Annotated in this window: 18 protein-coding genes; 14 read left to right on the forward strand and 4 right to left on the reverse strand. The window is 44.1% G+C overall.

From position 1 onward, the window contains the following. Positions 1-7: 7 nt before the first annotated feature. The gene (locus ABLT31_RS24250) at positions 8-1,063 is read right to left on the reverse strand and encodes a potassium channel family protein (RefSeq protein ID WP_367756602.1); all 1,056 of its coding nucleotides are present in this window, start codon (positions 1,061-1,063) and stop codon (positions 8-10) included. 314 nt (positions 1,064-1,377) lie between these two features. Between ABLT31_RS24250 and ABLT31_RS24255 the strand changes: the two genes are divergently transcribed. Next, positions 1,378-2,808 carry an alanine/glycine:cation symporter family protein gene (locus tag ABLT31_RS24255; RefSeq protein ID WP_367756604.1) on the forward strand — a complete coding sequence of 477 codons (1,431 nt, stop codon included), beginning with the start codon at positions 1,378-1,380 and terminating at the stop codon, positions 2,806-2,808. 258 nt (positions 2,809-3,066) lie between these two features. Here ABLT31_RS24255 and ABLT31_RS24260 read toward each other — a convergent pair whose 3' ends face one another. Continuing rightward, the gene (locus ABLT31_RS24260; protein ID WP_367756606.1) at positions 3,067-3,585 is read right to left on the reverse strand and encodes a hypothetical protein; all 519 of its coding nucleotides are present in this window, start codon (positions 3,583-3,585) and stop codon (positions 3,067-3,069) included. 293 nt (positions 3,586-3,878) lie between these two features. On the opposite strand from ABLT31_RS24260, the gene ABLT31_RS24265 reads away from it, so the two are divergent. The 5 genes from ABLT31_RS24265 to ABLT31_RS24285 all read left to right on the forward strand — a co-directional run bounded on the left by ABLT31_RS24265 (position 3,879) and on the right by ABLT31_RS24285 (position 7,967). Then, on the forward strand, positions 3,879-4,589 hold the full coding sequence (locus ABLT31_RS24265) for an EcsC family protein (protein WP_367756608.1): 711 nt from the start codon (positions 3,879-3,881) through the stop codon (positions 4,587-4,589). A 272-nt stretch (positions 4,590-4,861) separates the two neighbouring features. Continuing rightward, positions 4,862-5,080 carry a hypothetical protein gene (locus ABLT31_RS24270; protein ID WP_367756610.1) on the forward strand — a complete coding sequence of 73 codons (219 nt, stop codon included), beginning with the start codon at positions 4,862-4,864 and terminating at the stop codon, positions 5,078-5,080. Between the two features lie 196 nt (positions 5,081-5,276). Beyond that, positions 5,277-5,471 carry a hypothetical protein gene (locus ABLT31_RS24275; protein ID WP_367756612.1) on the forward strand — a complete coding sequence of 65 codons (195 nt, stop codon included), beginning with the start codon at positions 5,277-5,279 and terminating at the stop codon, positions 5,469-5,471. A 215-nt stretch (positions 5,472-5,686) separates the two neighbouring features. Continuing rightward, positions 5,687-7,294: an ATP-binding protein gene (locus tag ABLT31_RS24280; RefSeq protein WP_367756614.1), complete on the forward strand. Its 1,608-nt coding sequence runs from the start codon at positions 5,687-5,689 to the stop codon at positions 7,292-7,294. After that, a complete protein-coding gene (locus ABLT31_RS24285; RefSeq protein WP_367756615.1) occupies positions 7,272-7,967 on the forward strand; it encodes a response regulator in 696 nt (231 codons plus the stop codon). Before ABLT31_RS24280 ends, ABLT31_RS24285 begins: the two co-directional genes overlap by 23 nt. Positions 7,968-8,181: 214 nt before the next feature. Here the strand turns inward: ABLT31_RS24285 and ABLT31_RS24290 are convergent, their stop codons facing one another. Together ABLT31_RS24290 and ABLT31_RS24295 are read right to left on the reverse strand one after the other, a co-directional pair. Continuing rightward, positions 8,182-9,012, reverse strand: a complete 831-nt coding sequence (locus ABLT31_RS24290) for a M48 family metalloprotease (RefSeq protein ID WP_367756616.1) — start codon at positions 9,010-9,012, stop codon at positions 8,182-8,184. Positions 9,013-9,183: 171 nt separating this feature from the next. Next, a complete protein-coding gene (locus tag ABLT31_RS24295) occupies positions 9,184-10,494 on the reverse strand; it encodes a CitMHS family transporter (protein WP_367756617.1) in 1,311 nt (436 codons plus the stop codon). 371 nt (positions 10,495-10,865) lie between these two features. On the opposite strand from ABLT31_RS24295, the gene ABLT31_RS24300 reads away from it, so the two are divergent. The 8 genes from ABLT31_RS24300 to ABLT31_RS24335 all read left to right on the forward strand — a co-directional run bounded on the left by ABLT31_RS24300 (position 10,866) and on the right by ABLT31_RS24335 (position 19,723). Then, a complete protein-coding gene (locus tag ABLT31_RS24300; protein WP_367756675.1) occupies positions 10,866-11,942 on the forward strand; it encodes an AbrB family transcriptional regulator in 1,077 nt (358 codons plus the stop codon). A gap of 90 nt (positions 11,943-12,032) precedes the next feature. Then, positions 12,033-12,650: a sporulation-specific diadenylate cyclase CdaS gene (gene cdaS, locus ABLT31_RS24305; protein ID WP_367756619.1), complete on the forward strand. Its 618-nt coding sequence runs from the start codon at positions 12,033-12,035 to the stop codon at positions 12,648-12,650. A 116-nt stretch (positions 12,651-12,766) separates the two neighbouring features. Next, positions 12,767-14,443 carry a spore germination protein gene (locus ABLT31_RS24310; protein ID WP_367756621.1) on the forward strand — a complete coding sequence of 559 codons (1,677 nt, stop codon included), beginning with the start codon at positions 12,767-12,769 and terminating at the stop codon, positions 14,441-14,443. Further along, positions 14,400-15,575: a GerAB/ArcD/ProY family transporter gene (locus ABLT31_RS24315; RefSeq protein WP_367756623.1), complete on the forward strand. Its 1,176-nt coding sequence runs from the start codon at positions 14,400-14,402 to the stop codon at positions 15,573-15,575. Before ABLT31_RS24310 ends, ABLT31_RS24315 begins: the two co-directional genes overlap by 44 nt. Beyond that, positions 15,572-16,717 (forward strand): Ger(x)C family spore germination protein, encoded by a 1,146-nt coding sequence (locus tag ABLT31_RS24320; protein WP_367756625.1) that lies wholly within the window; start codon positions 15,572-15,574, stop codon positions 16,715-16,717. Before ABLT31_RS24315 ends, ABLT31_RS24320 begins: the two co-directional genes overlap by 4 nt. A gap of 2 nt (positions 16,718-16,719) precedes the next feature. After that, a complete protein-coding gene (locus tag ABLT31_RS24325) occupies positions 16,720-17,856 on the forward strand; it encodes a Ger(x)C family spore germination protein (protein ID WP_367756627.1) in 1,137 nt (378 codons plus the stop codon). 232 nt (positions 17,857-18,088) lie between these two features. Then, positions 18,089-18,928, forward strand: coding sequence for a GGDEF domain-containing protein (locus ABLT31_RS24330; protein WP_367756629.1), 840 nt, complete (start codon positions 18,089-18,091; stop codon positions 18,926-18,928). A 75-nt stretch (positions 18,929-19,003) separates the two neighbouring features. Beyond that, positions 19,004-19,723 (forward strand): YebC/PmpR family DNA-binding transcriptional regulator, encoded by a 720-nt coding sequence (locus ABLT31_RS24335; protein ID WP_367756631.1) that lies wholly within the window; start codon positions 19,004-19,006, stop codon positions 19,721-19,723. Positions 19,724-20,237: the final 514 nt, after the last annotated feature.

Consider the following 20,237-nt stretch of genomic DNA (forward strand, 5'->3'; position numbering starts at 1 on the left):
GTGTTTTTTAATGCCATATTTTGGAGGAAATTTGTGAAAGAGTCTCTTCATCACAAATGACGAAAAGCTGTGCATCATCAGGAATGGGATCATCCAGTTTATGGTTTATGTGAAGATCACCTCGGTCTGCTACAAGGGTGGCTCCTTTGTTAAGAAGATCAGTGAAAGCATCACGATATGTAAACCATTGATGTTGTTTTGGAATCGCATACATACCTTCATCAGTTTGTCTGCTCATCAGTTCGGAGTACATACGCGTAACTCCGTGGGAAAATATGGACCTTACTGCTGCATGGGAAATCATTTCTTGTGTAGGAATAAATTCATCCACCTTCACATGTTTAAATAATCGAATATGCTTTTCGTTAATGACTTCAACAGTCACATGAATGGGGGTTTGAACTTTTTCTTCAATGGACGTAATGGCAGTGGCAACCAATAATGTCTTTCCATCGACAAATAATGGATTTTTTACACTTTGATTTGTTTCGGTTATTTGATCAGCAAAAATAATGACCCCTTTTGCTTTAGGTAAATTGGCTTGGAGTAAAGTCTCTTCCTCGGCAGCATCCCCACGGACATAAAAAAGACGCTCTTCTATTATGGGAACCTTCTCCAATTCATCAATGAGGACAATGTCAATATTGTCATCCGACTTTAAGATTTCTTTGATCGCTAACTTTGACTTATCACTCCATCCAATCAGAATGATATGATTATCGCCTTTGAATTTCATTTTTCCACCAACTTTAAGATTTTCGATACGATGTACAGATTCAATCACTTTCCCAAACAGTACACTAATAAGACCGATGCCGGTAATATAAAGACCGATAGTAAATGCTTTACCGGCATCTGTGACTGGAGAATAGTCTCCAAAACCAACGGTTGCAAGTGTTGTAAGAACCCAGTAAATAGCAGTAAAATACGATTCAAAGTTTTTTGGCTCAAGAGAGAAGGCAATATATGCCGCAGCTAATATGTAAAAAATGACAAAGGGTACAAAAATTCTAGCCCTCAACTTGATCAGGTAGTGCAATGATTTTTTTAGAATGGTTCCCATCCGTATCCGCCTTATAGTTCATTAATTAGGTATATATTACCCAATTCTTTTATCAGCATGAAATTTGAAACGATGTCATTCGAATCTGGATGAGGTATCCTGAATGGTCCTTGATAAGCAAACTATTTTTTCGCAATTCCAATACCGATAGTTTTAAATATTACTATATTAAACAAATCTATTCACAAACCTTTCACATGTATGTATAATCAATAAAGTATTTTGGTGAGTCAAGTGAATCATTCGAATCCTAATTTTAGTCATATTGGAAGCGATTTAAATCTGTAATTCAGAAGGAAAGGTGGTTGGGAAAGTTGGGATTCCTACAAAGTGTTGTTTCTGCAAGCAATGATCTTCTTTGGTCTTATATTATTATAGGCTCTCTTATTTTCGTTGGCGTATACTTTACGCTGAGAACGAAGCTTGTCCAATTCAGAATGTTAGGTGAAATGATCCGTCTATTAGGAGAAGGAGCAACTCAATCCAAGAATGGAGAAAAGGGAATATCCTCATTTGGAGCTTTTTGCATTAGCACGGCTTCCCGCGTAGGTACGGGAAATTTGGCTGGGGTTGCTATTGCGATTGTGTCCGGAGGTCCTGGAGCGGTATTTTGGATGTGGCTGATTGCGATGATCGGTTCGGCATCGGCGTTCATTGAAGCTACGCTGGCGCAGATTTATAAGGTGAAGGATAAAGGGAATTTCCGCGGCGGTCCTGCCTACTATATGGAAAAAGGACTCAATAAGCGCTGGATGGGAATCTTGTTTGCTGTCCTGATTACGATATGTTTTGGGCTTGTGTTTAACTCGGTGCAAGCCAACACCATTTCAGTTTCCCTTGAATCCGCCTATGGGATTGATCGTATGGTGATGGGATTCATTCTTGCGGTTTTGACGGCGTTCATTATTTTTGGCGGGGTAAAGAGAATTGTAAAAGCAACGGAATTCATGGTGCCTATTATGGCGGGCGGGTATGTTCTTCTTGCCTTTTATGTGGTCCTCACGAATCTTTCTGAGCTTCCGGCTGTTCTTACCCTCATTGTGAAAAGCGCGTTTGGCTTTGAGCAGGTAGCCGGCGGAAGTATGGGTGCGGCAGTCATGATGGGGATCAAGCGCGGCTTGTTCTCCAATGAAGCGGGGATGGGAAGTGCGCCGAATGCTGCGGCAACCGCGCATGTGACTCATCCGGCGAAACAAGGCTTAATTCAAGCGCTAGGTGTATTCGTAGATACGCTTTTAGTCTGCAGCGCGACCGCTTTTCTTGTCTTGCTTTCAGATGCCTATGGAAAAGAGGATTTAACCGGTATTGAACTAGTCCAAGCGGCGCTTACGACTCATATGGGCTCATGGGCAGCTGGCTTTGCCGCTGTTGCTGTATTCCTCTTTGCGTTCAGTTCTGTGGTAGGGAACTATTACTATGGAGAAACGAATATTGAGTTTATCAAGAACAGCAAAACTTGGCTATTAGTCTACCGTTTGGCTGTTATCGGGATGGTCCTGTTTGGTTCCGTTGCGAAAGTAGGGATTGTCTGGGATCTTGCGGACTTGTTCATGGCCTTGATGGCCATTACCAACTTGATCGCCATCCTGATGTTAGGAAGAGTAGCCTTAGCGGCGTTAAAAGATTACCAGGAGCAGAAAAAGCAAGGAAAAAATCCAGTTTTCCATGTATCTCATATTGAAGGTCTTCAAAATGTGGAATGCTGGGGCGAAGCGATCGAAGAAAATCAGCGAAAAGCGGTTTAGGATAGGGAAAAGGACAGTGCCAATATGGCTCTGTCTTTTTTAGCGGGTGTAAGGCGATCATTACGGGTATTCGCCCGGAAATTACGAACACCATGGTTGAACTGGGTATTGCCTTACACGAAAAAGTGGAAACCATAGGGACATTGCAGCAAGCAATAGAAGAGTATAGCCAAAATCAATTCAAGGGAATTGTCTCTTAAATCGAAGAAAGCTCTTTCATTGTGGAATTCACAGTGTAAGAGCTTTTTCATTTCGTGATTAAGATACGGTCATTTTCCTTTTGAAATATCTTTTATCCCCTAATTCTTCTATGGCCATTCCGATGATCTGCTTCTCGTAGTGCAGCGAATGATTTCCATCCCCAAGAAGATCCGTCCATTTTTGTCTTTTGAATTGGAGCAGATGCTTCAAATCCAGTAATTTGTTTACGATTTCCGTTGATTGTTCCTGTGTGGAAGCTTCTTTTGCTCCGATGGGAGGATAGTTTTTTTTACATAGGGATTGGAGGTAGACGTTGATTTGGTTCAAAGAGATTTCTTCATTGTAGTAGGCGATAAGCCTATGCGTTAGAAATTCATAATCATCCGTGTTGACGATATAGCTTTTTCCCCCCTGAACGTGGATTACACCGGAAGCTATTAAAATCACTTCATTAATGAATTGGAGTTCCTGCTTGAATATTTCCTCACCCGTAGCAAATGATTTTTTAATGGCTTGTTGTCGTTGGGCAATCCACTGTCCGATTTTCAGCAAGCGGATAATTGATTTGAGTTTCATTTTTTATCCCCCTCCTATTTTCTTAGTGCAAAAATCTTTCACACCATAAAGAAAAGGATGGCTTGGTAGTTAGCCTCATCTTTCATCCTACTTTAATTTATGAATCAAACAAGCCTTTCTAATACCATTTTCGTATTCCAAAAATCTGCATAGCGCGAGGGTCATTCCTGTATAAAAAGACAGTTATCCCTCGATAACAGGGCTGGAGGGTCGTGAAAGCAAAGATTTTGAATACTAACTTCCTTTTGTGCCGTAAATAAGGAATAGATCCCTTAGGAAGGAAAGAGAAAACGATGACTCCGTATGAACAACAAGCCTTGGATGAGGCCATGGAATGGAAACGAAAGATCAGACAGCGCTCCAGCTTGCTGCAACGAATATCGAAAAAAGCACAAACGAAAGTAAATAGCATGATCCCTGAAAAATTTCATCATTACGTGACGGAAACGGTGAAAAAACTTGTGCAAGCTACTTTGTTTGGCTCTGAATTCACCACCAAATCAAGAAGATGGGAAGTCCTCAATCTGGAAGAAAGAGAACAGCAGATCAGAAAGACCTGGGATGTTTATCGGCGGACGGCGGTGGTGGAAGGAGCAGGGACAGGGGCAGGCGGAATATTTTTAGGGCTTGCTGACTTTCCTTTGCTATTGTCCATTAAGATGAAGTTCCTGTTTGAAGTGGCCACTCTTTACGGGTATGATGTCAAGCAGTATGAAGAGCGACTTTTCATCCTTCAAGTGTTCCAGCTCGCCTTTTCCAGTGTTGAGCATCGGCAAGAAACCCTGCAAATCATTGAACAATGGGAAGAACGGAAAGATGATTTGCAAACGGTGGATTGGCGAAAGTTTCAGCAGGAATACCGGGACTACATTGACTTTATAAAAATGCTTCAGTTAGTACCCGGGATTGGTGCGGTGGTGGGCGCATATGCGAATAACAACCTGCTTCAGCAGTTGGGAGAGACGGCGATGAATGCGTATCGTTTACGGTTGTTGAAAGACTAACCCCATTTTGATTGGGTTAGTCTTTTTCTATTGAATGGGAGAATTAATGAGTTGAATATGTTATCTCTAAAATGGAAAACTAGTAATGTTATATACTTTTTTAGCAAATATGTTATACTTATATTAAAAGATTCATTCCAGAAAGGAGTACGTCATCATGGGAGATATACGATGGATGAATGAAAAAAGAGACAGGATGGTTGATAGATTGACGAGTGGTATTATTGGTCGGAAAGAACGAATGGATCTGTATAATCAAATGACATACATAAATGAAAACCTCTCCCTTGCATGATCAAAATCCCGTGATAGGTACAGAAATTATTATGAAATTAGGAACAAGGGAATACCGCTTATGGCTTTACCTAAAGGATAGGAACTTTGAACGCCCGGATATGCATGAAATGGTCGAATATTTTGGCGTACACGTCCGCACGTTGCGCGGATGGCTGAAGAAGTTAGAGAAAAACGGATATATAGAGAAGAGATAGAATCATAGTTTGTATTTGCCCTTCCGAGATCTGAAGGGCTTTTTCTGTTGTGGCATGGCATGAACTTTATGAACGAAATGACCCTTAAGCATTTTATTAAACATATTTGAATAAACTTTATATTTGATATAAAAAGAGTAATATAAAGGTTGTAAGTGCTATCATACAGATGAGATTATAGGAGGAGTACAGCATTATGACGGGAACAGCTATTTTATATTTGCAGGATGAACGGATGATTATACTCCGCAATATTGAAAAGACAGTAATGGAAGAAATCCAGGCGCAATGCGGGTGTGATCGCTGCATTTGCCATGTGGATAATAAGGAAGTCGACTATGGGTCTGTGAAGCATGCGATATGGATGGATCGTGCCGATATTGGCGACTAGAAGCTGTGAACAAAATGATTTTTTTACTCATAAATGTTTAAATTCAACTTATGGTTATAATCTATAAAAATGATTGGTGAGCTAGTATACTGGAATTGAAAACGTTGTCAATGAAAGCTCCGCTTCGAACTGTCGAGGTGGAGTTTTTCCCTGCTTATGAGACGTTAGAAAAAGTGGAATAATAAACCAAATCCCGAGAGAGGAATGGATCTCGCTTGCGATTGCAAACCAAATTGATCTTATTAATCGGCTCCTTAATTTTGCTGGTTATCTGTATAACCGGGATTACCTATGAATATATGCTGGAAAATACCTTAAAGGAACAAATCGGGATCCGGGCATTAGAGGTAGCGAAGACGGTAGCGCTGGTACCGGAGATACATGATGCTTTTTCCGAACCCGAGCCTTGGAAAATCATTCAACCCATTGTGGATAAGATAGAAGATGGGACAGGAGCGGAGTTTATTGTTGTGGGGAATCAGGAGGGGATACGATATTCTCATCCGAAATCGGGACAGATTGGCAAAGAAATGGTCGGAGGAGACAATCGGTTGGTGCTTGAAGGACAATCGATTATTTCTGAAGCCGTGGGAACTTTAGGTCCTTCGCTGAGAGGGAAAACCCCCATTTTGGATGAATCCGGACAAGTCATCGGTCTCGTATCGGTCGGCTTCCTCCTTGAGGATATTGACAGGCTGGAAGTGGCGCACCGTAAACGAATGATTTTCTTCGGGGGAATCGCGCTCGCTATTGGTATCTTAGGGGCCTTGCTGATTTCGAGGAATGTAAAAAAAGCCATTCTGGGGTTAGAGCCGGAGGAAATTACTCGATTGTACCAAGAAAAAAAAGCGATTATCCAATCGATACGAGAGGGCATCGTCGCAGTGAATGCAGAAGGTGTCATTACGACTGCCAATAGGAATGCCATAAGCAGAGCCGGCTTTACTCAGGAAACCGATCTTATTGGAAAACGTGTGATGGATATTTTTCCAGGTTCCAACATCCTGCGGGTGATCCATTCTGGCAAGGCTGAGTACGATCAGGAAGTGCTGATCGGTGATCAAACCGTGGTGGCGAATCGATTGCCCATCCTTGATAAACATCAGAAGGTCCTTGGAGTAGTGTCCAGTTTTCGGCCTAAGTCGGAGTTGTATCGGCTCGCCCAGGAATTAGCTCATGTTAAACAGTACGCCGAAGCTCTAAGGGCTCAAACCCATGAATACTCCAATAAGCTTTACATGATCTATGGACTCATTCAATTGGAATCCTATCAAGAAGCCATTGAAGTCATTACAAATGAAGTGGATATCCATCAAAACCTCATTCCTTTCATTATGCAGGAAATCCCTGATCCGATGATTGGCGGGTTGCTATTGGGCAAGTTTAATCAGGCAAAGGAACTGAAGGTAGATTTGGAAATCGACCGTGAAAGCAGTTTTGGGGATATACCTCCTGTTCTTGACCGAAGTGACTTGGTTACGATTCTCGGGAACCTGATTCAGAACGGGCTGGAGGCTGTCTTGAGTCAACCGGTGAAAAAAGTCAGCGTATCCCTTACGGATATTGGGAACGATCTGATTATGGAAGTGGAGGATACAGGCCCTGGAATCCCAGATGAACATGTAAGCAAAATATTTGAAAATGACTTCTCCACTAAATCAACAAAAAATCGGGGAATTGGACTGGCACTAGTCCACCAAGCCGTAGATAAATGGAATGGTTTTATTACCTACTCGCGAAGCACTGCAGGAGGCAGTATCTTTACCGTTGTGATTCCTAAGGATGGAAGGGGAGAAATGAATGATTCAGGTTCTTATCATTGAAGACGATATCCGAATCGCTGAGATTAATCGGCGGTTCATCGACAAGGTTCCTGATTTTCAAGTCATAGGAATAGCTACAACGAAAGAGCAGGCGATGGAACAGATCGAAATTTTGCAGCCTGATCTGGTTTTGCTTGATGTCTATCTACCAGATATGAATGGGTTGGAATTTATGTCCTGGATTCAGCAGGAGTATCCCAATACGGATGTGATCATGATTACAGCGGCGAAAGAAGTCCATTCAGTGAGGGAAGCTATTCGCAAAGGGGCCTTTGATTATTTGGTCAAGCCCCTAATCTTTGACCGATTCAAAGAAACGATGATGAACTATCGGGAGTTTCGGCTCAAGCTTACCCAGCTTAAGAATAACCCGCAAACAATGGGGCAGGAAGACATTGATTCCTTGCTTCAGGGATCTAGAAAATTGGAACAAAGGGAAGCCTATCTTCCCAAAGGGATTGACCAGCTTACACTAGAGAAGGTTTCTTTGGCCATTAAAGAAGAAAGTCAGGGCTTGACTGCGGAAGAGGTCAGTCAGAAAATAGGGGCTAGCCGTTCCACAGCCAGAAGGTACTTAGAGTATCTGGTTTCCAAAGGAGCCTTGAAATCCGACCTGTCCTATGGCGTAGTAGGCAGGCCGGAAAGGATTTATCGGAATGTCTATGCGGATTAGGTTTGAGAACATGGGTCTCGGGGTCAGCCGCAATAACGGGAGAATTTCCGGTTATTTCTCAATTTCTGAAGAAAAAAGGGAAAATAAGCGGACTTTTTCCTGTTAAGTACTATGAACTTAAGATTTTTTGCCATTTTAGAAACAATAACCTGATTTTCTCCTGTTATTTTATTCGAGTTGGCCTCATTTTTTGAAATAACAGGACTTTCTCCTGTTATCCCCGGCCCCCTGCCTGTACCCCCCGCTTTTCCATATGGTCTTTTATCCGATCAATCCTATGCATGACCGGTGGATGGGTAGCCGAGATCTTTTCCCAGAAACTCCGATTCCAAGATCGCTCCGCGTTTGTTGAGCGTTTTAAAAAAGAAATAAAGCCATCGCCTCCACCTGCTTCAACAACGAAGGAGTCGGCACGATATTCTTCTCTGGGTCCCACAACGCGAAAGCCGGCACCGAAATACCATCGGATCATAGCGAGGATAAGATAAATGATGGCAATGGGTCCGGTAAACGTTGCGTCAATCCATCCCATTGAGCTTGGAAGCAGATCATAAGATTGAAATTTGATAACATGCAGGATCACCCAGGCAGATAGGATTCCCCCGATATTTAAGATTCTCGTCATAGCATAACGCGAGCTGTCTCCATGCTTCAAATGACCAAATTCATGGGCTAATACCCCATACAATTCCTCACTTGTTGATTTCTCCAGCAGCCCTTTGGTCATGCCGACGGCATGCTTCCCTATTGCATACGCATTGGGGAAGGAGGAGTCCGCTATGAACAGGCGTGGAGGTTGGGGGAGATGGGCCTTGACCGCAAGATCTCGAAAAAGCGAATCTACTCTACTGGATTCTTCCGATAACGCAGGTCTAAGTCCACTGCTCCATAAGAGAAAAGATTCAATGAATCGCGTATGTGCAGCCCCAACGAATAGCAATGTAAGCATTAAACTTCCCAATAAGCCATAAAGGGCATTAGATACAAAACAACTCGCCATCACGAAAAAGATCAACCCATTAAAAAGGACCACTAAAGTAAGCATAGGAAATCCTCCGATGACAACAAAAATCCTTGTTAATTTAATTTTTTCTTTTTTAAATTCTCTCTTTTTTGTCGATTTCCTACTTTCGGATGAAAATAAAAAAGCTGTCCTCAAGCGCAAACTTGAAGGACAGCTTTTTCACATTTATTTATTATATAGGAAGTTGCTATTTTAGAAGGATAATACACCGATAATCAGGGCGGTCAAAAGCATAACCATGGTCGTTCCAATGGCCCACTTCAAGGTAAAGCGCTGATGTTCCCCAAAGTTTACGCCAGCCATTCCTACTAAAAGGTAAGTGGAAGGGACAAGCGGGCTGAGCAAGTGTACAGGCTGTCCCAATAGGGAAGCACGCCCGATTTCGATAGGGCTGATGCCATAGGCTGTAGCCGCTTCCGCAATGATGGGAACAACTCCAAAATAATAGGCGTCATTGGACATGAAGAACGTAAAAGGCATGCTTGTAATCGCTGTAATGATAGGCAAATGCGGACCTAAGGCATCCGGGATCATGCCCACAAGCGTGGTGGCCATGGCATCGACCATTTTTGTTCCGGATAGAATGCCGGTAAAAATTCCGGCGGCAAAGACCATAGATACGACAGCCAAGGCATTTCCTGCGTGGGCGGATAAGCGTTCTTGCTGCTCTTTGAGTTGCGGATAGTTAACCATCATGGCAATGGCAAACGCTATCATAAACAATATAGTAAGCGGCAAGATGCTCGTCAATAAACCAGCCATCAGCAGAATGGTTAATAGGAAGTTAAACCACAAAAGCTTTGGGCGTTTCAGTTCCATGGTTTCAGCCGTTGCTGCAATTTGTTCGGTGAAACGCATTTGCTCAGAGTGAGAATATTGGATTTCAACAGTCCCTAATCGTTGACGTTCTTTTCTTCCAAGGTAGTAAGCTACACATAAGACCCAAGCACTTCCTGCAATCATACCTGGAATCAGGGGCGTAAACAACTGGGAAGCATCCAGGTGCAAGGCGCTCATGGCTCTCGCCGTAGGACCGCCCCATGGGGTAATATTCATCACGCCGTTTCCTAACATCGCAACCCCTGCCAGGATCAGCGGGTTCATGCCGAGCCGCTTATAGAGCGGAAGCATCGCAGAAACGGTAATCATATACGTGGTTGTTCCGTCGCCGTCTAAAGAAACGATCAAGACAAGAGCAGCTGTACCTACAACAATTTTTAGAGGATCCCCTTTTACTGTCTTGAGAATCTTAGACACTATAGGATCAAACAATCCGGTATCGATCATAATGCCAAAATACAAAATTGCAAATATGAGCATGACTCCTGTAGGAGCGATTTGCTTGATTCCATCCATCATCATGGGGCCGAGTTCCGGGGCAAAACCGCCTAATAAAGCGAAAACAATCGGAACCAGGATGAGGGCGGTCAGTGCGGAAAGACGCTTGCTCATGATTAAATACATGAAAATCGTAACCATCATAAACCCTAATAAAGCTAGCATGTGATAATATTCCTCCTGTCTAAGATAAAATGAATGCGTGTTCATCAGTGATAGTGAACCGTTTCCTGACTTCATGATAAGGTTTACATACAAACCTATGGTCCCGCATCCCTGCTGCCATTTGTACGAAAGTCAGAAAACTTTGATATGCCTTGATTATAGCAATAGCGAGGAGACAAACCTAGTTTGTGTTAATAACATAAAATAAAGACATTAGTGGAATTAAAATCATTAAGTTTAAGGAAATAAGAATCCAACTTATGGTTTTAATGCTCTTAATCTTGAAGAAAGAATGAAAGACTGCTATTTTTAAGGGTGCTAGTAATATAAGATTTCGGATGTCATCGGTTCGAGGAGATGAGGAAGTGGAAATGGTTAAATATGGGCTTATGCTGCTGAAAACGATCGCGGTGGCCCTATGTGGGGCCCTCATTTTTTCTTTATTGAACATGCCCCTTCCCTGGATGCTAGGTCCGCTGTTTGGGGTTGCCGCTTGGCGATTGACCGGTGGACGAGCCTTGACCTGGCCGACAGGACTGCGCCAGGCAGGGTTAATGGTCTTGGGGTATATGCTGGGGATTTCTTTTACAAAAGAAGCCGGGCTCGTTATGATTAATCAATTGCCTTACATGGCTGGCTCAACCGTTCTCCTAGTGATTTTTAGTTTAGTATTGGGACTTGGAATGGCCAAGAAAACCAAGATCGGGACAGCCAGCGGTTTATTCGGCAGTGTACCTGGCGGCCTTTCCCAGGTATTAATGTTGAGTGAGGAAATTCAAGAGGTGGACAAAACGACGGTTACCTTAATGCAGACCATTCGGGCGACGGCTGTGATTTTCCTCGTTCCTTTTATTACGCTGCATGGGCTTGGCGAAACGAGCGGTTCGGGTTCTTCCGCGATGCCTTCATTTTCTTCCGATACTTTATCTTTTGTTCACTATATTAGTTATGCGGGAGCCGTACTCCTTGGCGTGTGGGGAGGAAAACTCCTTCGGCTGCCGGCTCGATTCCTGACGGGACCGCTTTTAGCAACAGCAACGCTGGTGGCATTCGGGGTATCAGCCCCCCATTTGCCTACGGTGGTCATTGTGCTGGCGCAGCTATCCCTAGGAATCCATCTGGGCCGGCAAATCAAACGGTTAGAAAACGCCAAGAAATTACTGATGTATACTCTTTCCTCAAGCTTAATGATTGTGATTTTTTCACTGTTTATCGCCTACTTACTAACCAAGTGGACACACATGGACCTGCATACTGCGTTTCTCAGCACGGCACCCGGAGGAATTGCGGAAATGGGACTGACTGCCTCCATTGTGCACGCCGACATGTCGCTGGTCAGCGGGTATCAATTATTTCGGATTTTTTTTATCATGTTCCTAGTTATTCCGCTCTTACAGGTGTGGATCAGAAATAAAGGGCACAAGATCCAGGATGACATGGCCTCGTGAGTATGTAAACAGGGTATGATTTTACATGAAAAGTCAAAAAGTAATAACTGAAGCTAAACCGTGATCGGTAGGTGGAGGTGTACGGAAGCAGTGGACCACTGTGATTTTTCTCCCATGAAAAATCGGCTAAAGGAGTATTTGCATCAAGTGGACGTTGATCTTCATGAAACGATGCGTCTGCTGGATAAGGAAGATTGCTGCCTATTAAGTGATTTTAAACATATTCGAGAAAAATTAACTCAAATTGAAATGGCTGCCGCCTCTTTTTATTTGCAATGCTATCTGGCTCCTTATACGGACAAATCCATGGAATTGTCGATGAGTATTCAAAATCTTTCTTTGCGAAGGCACGGAGCCTTAATCGTATTTGAGCGACAGGATCCGCTGGATGGCATTCTCCAGGCCGGGGTGAGCGTGGATGCCCATTTTACTCCATCTTTAATGGAATCCATCTTTTATCCCGGAAGCCCTCTTCATGATGGGGCTGTCTTACTGAGAGGAAATAAAATCGTGTCGGCCGCTCATGTGCTTCCCTTATCCCATGTCTTAGCGGATACCAAAAAGCTGGGAACACGCCACCGGGCAGCTCTTGGCTTGACGGAGGTCAGCGATGCCCTTGTGATCGTCATATCGGAAGAAACGGGAAATGCCTCGTTTGCTTTGCAAGGGACGTTGTATCCGATCAGTACAGGGGTATCCATACACTAAATAAAAATTACCCGCCATCCGAAAAGATGAGGGTAATTTTTTTTGTGAAATTGATTTTACATGAAATGGTTCAATTAGGATAACCTAGCCTTAAAAGAACGATCAGGGATGATGCTATGGCGAAGAAATTAGTTCTTCCTAGGAAGTCAAAGAAATTCGAGAAGCAAGAGGCTAGGCTATCTTCTCACCTAGAAAAGAAAATGCAGCCGCTTGAAGAAATCCCGATATCCAAACGGCTCGAAGAAAATATAGGGCGGATCCGGGATATCCTTGGGGAAAGTGATGATTTGGTAGTCAGGGAGTTTTCTATCGGTGCCAAAGGTGAACTTGATGCGGCTCTTCTCTATATTGATGGGTTGACGGATAGCAAGGTGATTAATGATTTTATCTTAAAGAGCTTAATGTTTGACACGCGAAGCGAAGATCCCGATGTAGCAGTACGGGAGAGCCATATCCATGAAAAGTATACCCGTTTTGCCCTAACTATCAGTGAAATTGCCTGTGTTGAAAACTTAAAGGAGGCTCTGCGGGGACTTCTGGCCGGTGATGGCATTCTTTTGATTAAAGGTTCAACTACGGCGATTTTGCCTAATATTAAGGGTTGGGAAAAAAGAGGGGTAGAAGAGCCAAATACCGAGCATCTCGTGCGGGGCCCCCGCGATGGGTTTACGGAAACGCTGCGGGTCAATACGGCCCAAATTCGCCGCCGATTGCAGGATCCGGATCTTCGCATCAAAAATCTAACGGTTGGGAAAAGAACCAATACCAATATCGCTCTTGTCTATATCGAAGGGATTGCAGACCCAAGTGTTGTCGAGGAAGTGGAAAGGCGGATCCAGGAGATAGATATCGATGGGGCATTAGAGAGCGGATATATTGAACAATTTATCGAAGACAATCATTGGTCCCCGTTTCCGCAGATTCAAAACACGGAGCGGCCGGATAAGGCGACCTCCAATATTTTGGAGGGGAAAGTCGTCATTATCGTGGATGGGACTCCCTTCGTCTTGATTGCGCCAGCCATATTTAACCAATTCTATCAGAGTCCAGAGGATTACTATGAACGGTTCCTCATCGCTACCTTGATTCGCTTTATCCGGATGGCTTCGATGATTATTGCGTTGCTGCTGCCGTCCATTTATATTGCATTCACATCGTTTCATCCGGAGATGATTCCGTCTAAGCTTGTCATTGCCATGGCGGCCGGGCGTTCTACCGTTCCTTTTCCTTCGATTATAGAAGCTCTATTAATGGAGGCCACAATGGAAATCTTGCGGGAAGCGAGTGTGCGCCTGCCAGGCCCTATTGGTCCCACAATCGGCATTGTAGGCGCTCTTGTTGTTGGGGATGCGGCCGTTTCCGCAGGAATCGTCAGTCCGATTATGGTTATTGTAGTGGCCCTAACGACGATTGGATCTTTTGCTTCTCCGTCTTATAGCGCGGCTATCGCCTTGCGCATGCTGCGCTTCCCGATCATGATTATTGCTTCCATGTTCGGGCTCTATGGGATCATGCTGGCCATTATTCTGATTGTTATCCATCTCTGTTCTTTAAAATCCTTTGGCGTTCCTTATTTGACCCCTTTTTCTCCCAGGAGGTTTACCGATATGAAGGATAGTTTGATTCGGGTGCCTCTTTATTGGATGAAAAAAAGGCCGAGCTTTTTCAGCCAAGGAGATGTGATTCGCACAAGGGACTCAATGGGAACGGAAGATCAGGAAATTATGGAAGATAGAGGAGGTAAAGAACGTGCCGGAACAGAGCCGCCAAAGCCAACGGATTCGAAGGAATAAAGAGGAGTATTCACTAACAGGTTCTCAAGTGATGTCCCTTATCACAAGCACAATCATTGGTGTCGGGGTTCTGACGCTTCCGCGGGCGGTCACTGACAAGGCTCATCAGTCGGGGTGGATATCCACCATATTAGGCGGCCTCATCGGAATCGTTGTTTTGTGGTTCATTCTAAAGATTGCCCGGCGTTTCCAGGGGAAAGGATTCATCTCCTTGGCCCAAGAAGTCATGGGATCTGCTAAGCATCCATGGGTGGGCAAAGTCCTGATTTCCCCCATTATCCTTGTCTTCATCCTTTATTGGCTGTTGACAACGGCTGGGGTAGCTCGTACCTTCGGTGAAGTGGTGGTGACCGCCGTGCTGGTTCGTACACCGCTGGAAGTGATCGTCGGATCAATGCTTTTGGTTGCGTTCACCCTCGTATTATATGATCTGGAAGTGATGGCACGAGTGAATGAGGTGTTGCTCCCCATTATCATCATCCCGGTTCTGTTCATTGCTGTTCTTTCCTTTCAAAGCGCGGATTTTACGCGTCTGCTTCCGCTTATGTCTGTGGACTGGAAGGGGCTTTTGCAGGGATCGCTTGCTGCAGCTTTTGCCTACCAGGGATATGAACTCCTATTATTATATATGGGAAATCTTCCTCCGGATAGCCAAAAGACAACGCGGGCAGCCATGTTGGGAATAGGGTTTCCTATTTTGGTTTATGTCCTTATTGTCGTAGCCGGCATCTCAGCTTTCGGCTATGAGGAACTGCAGCAATTAATGTGGCCGACACTGGAATTGGTCAAGACCACGGAGATGCCGGGATTGATCCTGGAAAGGCTGGAGTCGGCTTTCCTCGGCGTTTGGGTGGCAGCTGTCTTTACCACGACTGCCAACTTGTTCTTTTCTGCCTGCTATGCTGCCCAAAAAATAGGGGGGCTCAGGACGCATCGCTATGTGGCGGTAGCCGTGCTCCCGGCTTTATATTATATGGCCATGTGGCCGGAGAATGTCCATCAGTTGTTCCATTACATCGAAATGGCTGATTATATGGGTTTAGGGTGCAGTTTACTTGCCCCCATGCTGCTTTTATTGATGGCTATTATACGGAAAAAGGGTCGCCATGGATCCGGGGGGAAAGCATCATGAACGGTTGGAGGAATATGGCCAGTGCTTTAGGGGTCTTCCTTCTATTGTTTGCTGCTGGGTGTTGGGATCGCCAAGAGATAGAAGAACGGACTTCTGTTGTGGCCGTGGCTCTCGATCAGTCGAAGGAAGGTAAGGGATTGCTCCGTCTCACCGTACAGATTCCCATTCCGAAAAAAATTGCTGGAAGCGGGGCGAGCGGCGGGGCAGGAGGTGGAGGACGGGAAGCCGTTCGGGTCATGAGCGCCACCGGGTACACCTTGTCGGAAGCTTCCCGTAACTTGCAGAAGCGGTTAAACCAGGAAATTTTCTATGGGCATACCCGCATTATCGCCGTGGGGGAAGATCTGGCCAGGGAGGGGATTGATACGGTGGTGGATGCCCTGCGCCGAACTCCCCAAATCCGCCGCCTGCTTTGGCCCGTGGTTGTGAAAGGAGAAGCTCTTCAGCTATTGCAAAGCAATCCAAGGCTTGAGCAGATTCCCATGATGTACCTGATGGATTTATTGAACAATAACGCGAAGATGGGAACGATTCCGGATGTCAGTTTGGGACGTTTTTTCATCCATCTCTCCGATTCTTCACGCGAACCTGGCATGAATATGGTGGAAGCGACTTCGGACGAGGTAAAGTGGGTGGGCTTGGCTATTTTTGAGGAGAGCAAAATGATCGGCCAGCTGGACCCGCGAGAAGTGGTTTCCCTGCTTCAAATTAGGGATGAAAAAATAGGAGGAACCATTGAGGGAGCTTGCGAAGGTGAAGGGGGGAAAAAAGTAGCCTTTAGTCCCAAAACCATTAAAACCGAAAAGAAATATCGAAAAAGAGCGGGGGAGATGGGAGTGCAAGTCAAGGTTAGACTGGAAGGGGATATTATGGAATCCCAGTGCAGCACCGATCTTGCCAAACAGGAAACGCTCCGGGACATCCAGATGGAACTAGAAGCGGAGATGGAGCAAAGAGCGGACCGATTGCTCAGGCATCTGCAAAAAGAAGTCAAGCAGGATCTGTTTGCCTTTGGCATGGACATTCGCGCCAAGCATCCTGACTGGTGGGACCCGAAGAAGTGGGAGGAGGAGTTTCTGAATATGAAGATGGATGTTAAATATGAGATCCTAATCCGCCGAACCGGGATGGAAATGAGATAGGGATGAAAAGAGCCGTATCTCTCATTCTCTTGATCGTATGCCTCACACTTGTGACAGGATGTTGGGACAACACGGACTTGGAATTGCGGACATCCGTCGTGGCCATTGGTGTGGACCGGTCGAAGACGGATAAAGGACGCTATACTATGACCATTCAAGTTCCCATCCCGAATTTGATTATGGGCGGTGCAGGGGGTGAGCAGGGCCAGGAGGCCATCCGCGTGATGAGCGCCACGGGAAATACGCTGAACGAAGCCTCATCCAACCTGCAGAAACGGCTTAACCAGGTGCTATTCTACGGTCACACCCGCATCCTCGTATTAAGCGAGGAGGTGGCAAAAGAGGGGATTGAAGAACTGTTAGATCCCTTCCGGCGGGCTCCCCAAATCCGGCGATTGATGTGGCCCATGGTGGTCAAGGGGTCGGCGCGAGAGCTTCTCCTTTCCAATACGAAACTGGAGCAAATCCCAACCGTTTACATTATGGATCTGTTGGATAATGGGGCCGAGCGAGGCCTTATTCCGCATGTTACGATTGGGCACTTATTTGCCGATCTTTCTGATTCTTCTACAGAAGCCGGAATGAACTATGTGGAGGCATCCAAAGAGGAATTCAAGTGGAATGGATTTGCCGTCTTCCGGCAGGATCGAATGGCAGGTACCCTCAAAGACGGTGAAGTATGGTCACTCCTTCACTTGCGGGAAAATCAGCTTGCTGGTGAAATTGATGTTCCATTTGGAGGGACGCGAAAAAAAAGGAACCTGGTAACCTATCGACCTAAAACCATTCGCGTGAATAAGGACTTCACTCCAAAAGGGGATACTGGATATGAAGCGGAATACCGTATCCGTTTGGAAGGAGATGTGATTGAATCGCAGTGCGATATAGATTTTTCACAGGAAAAAAACATAGAAAAATTAGAAAAGGTGCTTTCTGAAGAAATGACGAATCAGGCGAAAAAAATGATCCATAAACTCCAAAAAGAATATAAATCGGATGTGCTGAAATTAGGGACATTTGTGCGGGCAACGCATCCCCAATGGTGGACCGCCGAAAAATGGATCGAGGTATTTCCATATGGGAAAATCCAGGTAACCTATGAAGTGCATATTCGCAGGACAGGGATGGAAATAAGGTAAGGGGGTGGAATATGGACCAAAGTGAAACGAAGGAACGCTTGATATGCATTTTAATCGGTACCGTAACCATGATTATCATTATTATAATGGATATGTGAAAACTAACCCGCCTTCAAGAAGAGGGCGGTTTTTATTTGGAAATTGACAATTGGTCTTTTCGGTGATGTACTTAGATTAGGGGGAGATGTAACTCCGTTCGTGTTACCCAGTCCCTTGAAGGGAGATACACTTGTTGAGACAAAAATATTTATTATGGCTGATCATTGTTTTAGGTACCCTTTTACCTATCGTTATATATAAGATGATCACGGAGGCAGGGCAGGTGCCCTATTCCTTTATTTGGTCGATTTTTGTGCTTCCAAGTATTTTTTTGATGGTTTTATATCCGAATTGGAAGGTTGTCATCGGTTCTGCTATTTTTTATACAGCTTTAAAATTTATTACCGTAATGAGTTTGGACCCTGATGTTATATGGAGTGAAAAAATCGCTCTTTCCATTGGTTCCTTGGTGAACTGGTCGATTCATTTAACAATAGGGTACTTTAGAATCAAATATGACAGGCTATTGGAAAAAGTCAAGCAAATGACGCTAATCGATTCCTTGACAGGACTTTATAATCGAAGGTACTTTGAGTTATATCTAGAAAAATCCCTTCCCCTGATTAAAAGAAATAACCGTCCATTCCTCCTTGTTTTGCTGGACATTGACCACTTCAAAAAAGTGAATGACGCTTATGGCCATTTATGCGGGGATGAAGCGCTCAAGCACATTGCTGATACGATCAAAAAGAAGGTTAGGGAAACGGATGTGTTTGTTCGATTAGGGGGAGAAGAATTTGCCCTTCTAATGCCAGAAACCAATCTAGAAGAAGGAGAGATTGTGGCAGAACGCATCCGTGAAAGCATTTTGAAAACAGAATTTATGTATAAGAATACATGTGTTCCTTTATCAATCAGTTTAGGGTTGTCGATCTATAAAGGGGAAAAAGTGGACGAGTTTCTGGAAAAGACCGATCAGGCGCTATATCAAGCTAAAAACAAGGGCCGAAATCAATTGGTGGTGTGCCGTTAATATTCAATTATGATATAATAAAAAGCGCTTGGTTTACATTAATAATTTTTTCTTAATGAAAGAGAGTGGAACAATATGGGCCGTAAATGGAACAATATTAAAGAAAAAAAGGCATCAAAAGATAAAAATACGAGTCGGATCTATGCCAAGTTTGGGAAGGAAATTTATGTAGCTGCTAAGCAAGGCGAGCCTGATCCGGAATCCAATCGAGCATTAAAAGTGGTACTTGAGCGTGCCAAAACCTACATGGTACCGAAAGCGATTGTTGACCGTGCAATCGAAAAAGCGAAGGGCGGTTCGGAAGAAAGCTATACCGAGCTTCGCTATGAAGGCTTTGGACCGAATGGATCCATGGTGATCGTAGATGCATTGACCAATAACGTAAACCGTACGGCTGCCGAAGTGCGTTCGGCGTTCAATAAAAATGGGGGCAACATGGGAGTGAGCGGATCTGTTGCCTATATGTTCGATGCTACAGCTGTTATTGGCATGGATGGAAAAACAGCGGATGAAGTACTGGAACTATTAATGGAAGCGGATGTAGAAGTGCGCGACATATTGGAAGAGGATGAAGCAGTTATTGTCTACTCCGATCCTGAACAGTTCCATGCTGTACAAGAGGCTTTCAAGAAAGCTGGAATCACCGAATTTACCGTAGCAGAATTGACTATGCTTGCGCAAAATGACCTAACTCTTCCAGAAGATGCCCAAGCCCAATTTGAAAAGCTGATTGATGCATTAGAGGACCTGGATGACGTGCAGCAAGTGTACCATAATGTGGATTTAGGGGAATAATAAGTACTTGACCGTTGGGAAACTCTGATATATCAACGTTTATACTGATTATGCTTTTGTTCTGATTTAATCAAAATGAATGCTTATTACCCGATTTTTACTTCAGCAATGGTATACATGCTGATTTTTGCTTGAAATTACGGTGATATACATCTAATTTTGTCTTTAGATAAGAAAAGGCATATGAAGAACTCACTTTTTGTATGGAATAAATCATACAAGAGGTGAGTTTTTTATGTTATTAGAGGATATTTACAAAGAGTTTCTTTGGCATGACAAAAGAAGAAGTACTTAGTAGATTGGTCAACCAAAAGATATAAATAAAACCATTACCCAATATAGAGTTAGTGAACAGTGGGTATATCCAAACCAATATTTATATTTCGAAGATGGTGTTTTAACCGCTATTCAAAATTAATGAATGGTCATGTCATACGAGAAGGTTGATAAGATGTCCAACTATAAAGATATAGAAAAGCGTCTTATATTAATGAACGATCCAAATTGGGTTAAG

This window comes from Ammoniphilus soli, from assembly GCF_040813775.1.

Excerpts from the sequence above, each read along its gene's own strand:
- ABLT31_RS24250 (WP_367756602.1), bottom strand. The coding sequence starts at position 1,063 with ATGGGAACCATTCTAAAAAAATCATTGCACTACCTGATCAAGTTGAGG.
- ABLT31_RS24260 (WP_367756606.1), bottom strand. The coding sequence starts at position 3,585 with ATGAAACTCAAATCAATTATCCGCTTGCTGAAAATCGGACAGTGGATT.
- ABLT31_RS24265 (WP_367756608.1), top strand. The coding sequence starts at position 3,879 with ATGACTCCGTATGAACAACAAGCCTTGGATGAGGCCATGGAATGGAAA.
- ABLT31_RS24270 (WP_367756610.1), top strand. The coding sequence starts at position 4,862 with ATGAAAACCTCTCCCTTGCATGATCAAAATCCCGTGATAGGTACAGAA.
- ABLT31_RS24275 (WP_367756612.1), top strand. The coding sequence starts at position 5,277 with ATGACGGGAACAGCTATTTTATATTTGCAGGATGAACGGATGATTATA.
- ABLT31_RS24285 (WP_367756615.1), top strand. The coding sequence starts at position 7,272 with ATGATTCAGGTTCTTATCATTGAAGACGATATCCGAATCGCTGAGATT.
- ABLT31_RS24290 (WP_367756616.1), bottom strand. The coding sequence starts at position 9,012 with ATGCTTACTTTAGTGGTCCTTTTTAATGGGTTGATCTTTTTCGTGATG.
- ABLT31_RS24295 (WP_367756617.1), bottom strand. The coding sequence starts at position 10,494 with ATGCTAGCTTTATTAGGGTTTATGATGGTTACGATTTTCATGTATTTA.
- ABLT31_RS24300 (WP_367756675.1), top strand. The coding sequence starts at position 10,866 with ATGGTTAAATATGGGCTTATGCTGCTGAAAACGATCGCGGTGGCCCTA.
- ABLT31_RS24310 (WP_367756621.1), top strand. The coding sequence starts at position 12,767 with ATGGCGAAGAAATTAGTTCTTCCTAGGAAGTCAAAGAAATTCGAGAAG.
- ABLT31_RS24320 (WP_367756625.1), top strand. The coding sequence starts at position 15,572 with ATGAACGGTTGGAGGAATATGGCCAGTGCTTTAGGGGTCTTCCTTCTA.
- ABLT31_RS24325 (WP_367756627.1), top strand. The coding sequence starts at position 16,720 with ATGAAAAGAGCCGTATCTCTCATTCTCTTGATCGTATGCCTCACACTT.
- ABLT31_RS24335 (WP_367756631.1), top strand. The coding sequence starts at position 19,004 with ATGGGCCGTAAATGGAACAATATTAAAGAAAAAAAGGCATCAAAAGAT.